Source organism: Stenotrophomonas sp. P5_B8, from assembly GCF_054049855.1.
Genome location: NZ_JBFULO010000311.1, coordinates 1 through 4685 on the forward strand (window position 1 = coordinate 1; position 4685 = coordinate 4685).

Here is a 4685-nt window from a genome sequence, read left to right on the forward strand (position 1 = left end):
CGGGTTGCCGGCCAGCGGCCGCCATTACAGGCGGGTGTAGCTCCAGGACTGCATGGCACCGTCGCGGTACGGCATCACCCCGTGGAACGCGCGCGGCTCGGCGTCGAACACCAGCGGCAGGAAGCTGCGATCGCCTTCCCACAGTGGCAGGGTCTCCAGCTTGTCCAGGTCCACCCACTCCAGCGTGCCCTCCGGGTTGGRGGTGAGCGGTGTGCCGGTGAAATCGTCGATGACGAACACGAACCCGAACCAGTCTTCGCCATTCTTGCCGAACCCCGGCCAGCTGATGGTGCCGCGCAGGCGCATGGTGCCGCATTCGATGCCGGCTTCCTCGCGGATTTCGCGGCGCATGCAGGCGGCGGCGTCTTCGTCGCGCTCCATCTTGCCGCCCAGCCCGTTGTACTTGCCCAGGTGCAGGTCGCCGGGTCGGGCATTACGGTGGATCATCAGCGCTTGCTTGCCATCGGGCGACAGCACGTAGCCGAGGGTGGCCACGATCGGGGTATAGGGCATGATGCGGGGGCTCACGGACACAAACCCCGATTATGCGCGATCCGCGCGCGGCGGTCGGCTCAGCCGGTCACGCGGGTGCGGCGGGCGTCGGCCGGGGCCGGCAAGGCGTCCCCATCGCGGTGCAGGGTGGCCACGCCGTGGCCGCGCTCGGCCAGGTATTCCAGCCACTTGCCGAGAAACGTGTTCATCCGCATGCGATGGCTGATCAGTTCGGCCGGCGGCGGGTACATGCCCACCACGTCCTGCCAGCGACGGCCGACATAGCAGTGCGTGGTCTCGGCCTGGCGCGCGTCACGGTACAGGCGCACGTAGGCCGACGGGTCCGGCTGCCCGGTCACCGGGTCGGCGAAATCATAGGTCAGCCGCAGTTCGACCGTGTAGCGGTGGCACTCGATGACATCCAGGCGCACGTCCAGCCCGTCGCCGACCGAGGACACGTAGCTGCCGGGCACCAGCTCGGCCGGCGCGAACAGCCGCACCAGATGCTGGTAGTTTTCCGCGTACAGCCCCATCAGCCAGCTCAGGCGGCTGAGCCTGGGGATGCGTTCGATACGGGGGGATGCCTGGGCCATACGTCGATCCTACACGTTGATCCTTCAACGTGGGGGCGGCGACGCCCCGGCCAAAGGGCCGCGCCCGAACAGGTTCATCCGGACCTTGCGGCCGCTGGCCGGCCCCCTCGCCCGGCCTCAGTAGAGCTCGCGCTGCAGTCCCAACGTGGTCAGCACCTTGCTGGAGATCTCCTCGATCGAGGTATGGGTGGTGCTCAGCGTCGCGATGCGCTCCATCCGGAACATGGTCTCGGCTGCGGCCACCTCGCGCTTGCAGGTGTCCAGGTTGGCGTAGCGCGAGTTGGGCCGGCGCTCCTGGCGGATCTGCTGCAGGCGGTCCGGGTCGATGGTCAGGCCGAACAGCTTCTTGCGGTAGGGCCGCAGCCGCGGCGGCAGGCGGTCGTGCTCCAGGTCCTCGTCGGTGAGCGGGTAATTGGCCGCGCGCACCCCGTAATGCAGGGCCAGGTAGATGCAGGTCGGGGTCTTGCCGGCGCGCGACACTGCCACCAGGATCACGTCGGCATCGTCGTAATTGATCGCGATGCCGTCGTCATGGGTCAGCGCGAAGTTCATCGCGTTGATGCGCCGATGGTAGGTCTCGAAGTCGACCATGCCGTGGGCCTGGCCCACCCGGGAATGGCGGTTGACCGCCAGTTCGCGCTCCAGCGGCTCGATGAAGGGAGCGAACACGTCCAGCATCAGCCCGCCGCTTTCGGCCAGGATCACACTCAGGCCGCTGTCCACGCAGGAAYTGACCACGATCGGCCGCACCTGGTAGCGCTCGCCCGCTGCACGGATCCTTTCACAGGCTTCCCGCGCCTTTTCCGGATCATCGATGAACGACATCCGGTCGGTAATGAAGCTGAACCCGGAGAACTGGGTCAGGAGGCTATGCCCAATGGTTTCAGCGGTGATACCGGTTCCATCGGACACATAGAACACCGGACGGATCGTCGACATACGGCTTTTACCCCCTACGAAGCTTAAAAAGGCTATCGATACAAGCTTGTGCCGATAGCAGTCTGCCCGGCATCATATCGGCTTCTTCCTACGGACGTGGCCATCCAGCCCGCCTCGGGCGATGGCCAAACGGAGCATCGCGCTTGAACGAGAACATCCTGTGGTTGCACGAACTGCGCCTGGCCGACCTGGCCCGCGTAGGCGGCAAGAATTCGTCGCTTGGCGAAATGATCGGCAACCTCGCCGGTCTGGGGGTGTCTGTCCCCGGCGGTTACGCAACCACCTCTGAGGCCTTCAAGGACTTCATCGCGCACAACGATCTGTCCAAGCGCATCTTCGACAAGCTGGCCACGCTGGACGTGGAAGATGTCGGCGCGCTGACGATCGCCGGCAAGGAGATCCGCGGCTGGGTGATCGACGCCCCGCTGCATCCGGAACTGGACCAGGACATCCGCAGCGCCTACGCCAAGCTGTGCAGCGAGAACGGCGGCGGTGATGTCGCCGTCGCGGTGCGCTCCTCGGCCACCGCCGAAGACCTGCCCGATGCGTCCTTCGCCGGCCAGCAGGAGACCTTCCTCAACGTGACCGGTGCCGACGATGTCGTGCTCAAGGTCAAGGAAGTGTTCGCCTCGCTGTACAACGACCGCGCCATCGCCTACCGCGTCCACCACGGGTTCAAGCATGAGGACGTGTTCCTGTCGGCCGGCGTGCAGCTGATGGTGCGTTCGGGCGTGGGTTCTTCCGGCGTGCTGTTCACCCTGGACACCGAGTCCGGCTTCCGTGACGTGGTGTTTGTCACCTCGTCCTTCGGCCTGGGTGAAATGGTCGTGCAGGGTGCGGTCAACCCGGACGAGTTCTACGTCTACAAGCCCACCCTGAGCGCCGGCAAGCCGGCGATCCTGCGCCGTTCGCTGGGCAGCAAGGCGATCCGCATGGTGTATTCGGATGTCCCCGGTGAGCGCGTGCGCATCGAAGACACCCCGGCCGACCTGCGCAACACCTTCTCCATCAGCGACGAGGACGTGCAGGAACTGTCCAAGCAGGCGCTGGTGATCGAAAAGCACTACGGCCGCCCGATGGATATCGAGTGGGCCAAGGACGGTGTCAGCGGCAAGCTGTTCATCGTGCAGGCGCGCCCGGAGACGGTGAAGTCGCGTGGCCACGCCACCCAGATCGAGCGGTTCGCGCTGAACCAGAAGGACGGCAAGGTGCTGGCCGAAGGCCGCGCCGTCGGCGCCAAGATCGGTGCCGGTACCGCCCGCGTGGTACGTACCCTGGACGATATGGCCCGCGTGCAGCCCGGCGACGTGCTGATCGCCGACATGACCGATCCCGATTGGGAGCCGGTGATGAAGCGCGCCTCGGCCATCGTGACCAACCGCGGTGGACGYACCTGCCACGCGGCGATCATCGCCCGTGAGCTGGGCGTGCCGGCCGTGGTCGGCTCGGGCAACGCCACCCAGCTGATCCAGGACGGCCAGCAAGTGACCGTCAGCTGCGCCGAGGGCGACACCGGCTTCATCTACGACGGCATCCTTGAGTTCGAGCGCACCACCACGGACCTGGGCAACATGCCGCCGGCGCCGCTGAAGATCATGATGAACGTGGCCAACCCGGAACGTGCCTTCGACTTCGGCCAGCTGCCGAACGCCGGCATCGGCCTGGCCCGGCTGGAAATGATCATCGCCAGCCACATCGGCATCCACCCCAACGCACTGCTGGAATACGACCGCCAGGATGCGGCGACCAAGAAGAAGATCGACGAGAAGATCGCCGGTTACGCCGATCCGGTCAGCTTCTACGTCGGCCGCCTGGCCGAAGGCATCGCCACCCTGACCGCCTCGGTGGCCCCGAACCCGGTGATCGTGCGCCTGTCGGACTTCAAGTCCAACGAGTACGCCAATCTGATCGGCGGCAGCAACTACGAGCCGCACGAAGAGAACCCGATGATCGGCTTCCGCGGCGCCAGCCGTTACGTCGACCCGAGCTTCTCGGACGCCTTCGCACTGGAGTGCAAGGCCGTGCTGCGCGTGCGCAACGAAATGGGCCTGGACAACCTGTGGGTCATGATCCCGTTCGTGCGCACCCTCGAAGAAGGCCGCAAGGTCGTCGAGGTGCTGGAACAGAACGGCCTCAAGCAGGGCGAAAACGGCCTGAAGATCATCATGATGTGCGAGGTGCCGTCCAACGCCCTGCTCGCCGATGAGTTCCTTGAAATCTTCGACGGCTTCTCGATCGGTTCCAACGACCTGACCCAGCTGACCCTGGGGCTGGACCGTGACTCCTCGATCGTGGCGCACCTGTTCGACGAGCGGAACCCGGCAGTGAAGAAGCTGCTGTCGATGGCGATCAAGTCTGCCCGCGCCAAGGGCAAGTACGTCGGCATCTGCGGCCAGGGCCCGTCCGATCACCCGGACCTGGCCGAATGGCTGATGCAGGAAGGCATCGAGTCGGTATCGCTGAACCCGGACACCGTGGTGGATACCTGGCTGCGTCTGGCCAAGTTGAAGGCCAACAGCTGATACGGCTGGCAGGTTGACGAACAAAACCCCGCGCAAGCGGGGTTTTGTTTTTGCCGTAGAGCCGACCGTTGGTCGGCTGCCGCACGCAACCCGGCGAAAACTTCCAATACCACGACGTCGGGCCGGAGGGCGGCCGACC

General features: G+C 65.5%; 4 protein-coding genes. 1 reads left to right on the forward strand and 3 read right to left on the reverse strand.

Features of this window, described 5'->3' with window-relative positions; genetic code table 11:
* Positions 1 to 24: 24 nt before the first annotated feature.
* The 3 genes from ACXJKH_RS15210 to ppsR form a co-directional block, all read right to left on the reverse strand.
* Complete coding sequence (locus ACXJKH_RS15210) at positions 25 to 513, reverse strand: NUDIX hydrolase (RefSeq protein ID WP_457320509.1); 489 nt, start codon at positions 511 to 513, stop codon at positions 25 to 27.
* A gap of 59 nt (positions 514 to 572) precedes the next feature.
* Complete coding sequence (locus ACXJKH_RS15215; RefSeq protein WP_256777227.1) at positions 573 to 1085, reverse strand: DUF1249 domain-containing protein; 513 nt, start codon at positions 1083 to 1085, stop codon at positions 573 to 575.
* Positions 1086 to 1202: 117 nt separating this feature from the next.
* The gene (gene ppsR, locus ACXJKH_RS15220) at positions 1203 to 2024 is read right to left on the reverse strand and encodes a posphoenolpyruvate synthetase regulatory kinase/phosphorylase PpsR (RefSeq protein ID WP_457320505.1); all 822 of its coding nucleotides are present in this window, start codon (positions 2022 to 2024) and stop codon (positions 1203 to 1205) included.
* Positions 2025 to 2167: 143 nt separating this feature from the next.
* Here ppsR and ppsA point away from each other — a divergent pair, with 143 nt between their 5' ends.
* On the forward strand, positions 2168 to 4546 hold the full coding sequence (gene ppsA / locus ACXJKH_RS15225; protein WP_457320507.1) for a phosphoenolpyruvate synthase: 2379 nt from the start codon (positions 2168 to 2170) through the stop codon (positions 4544 to 4546).
* Positions 4547 to 4685 lie beyond the last annotated feature (139 nt).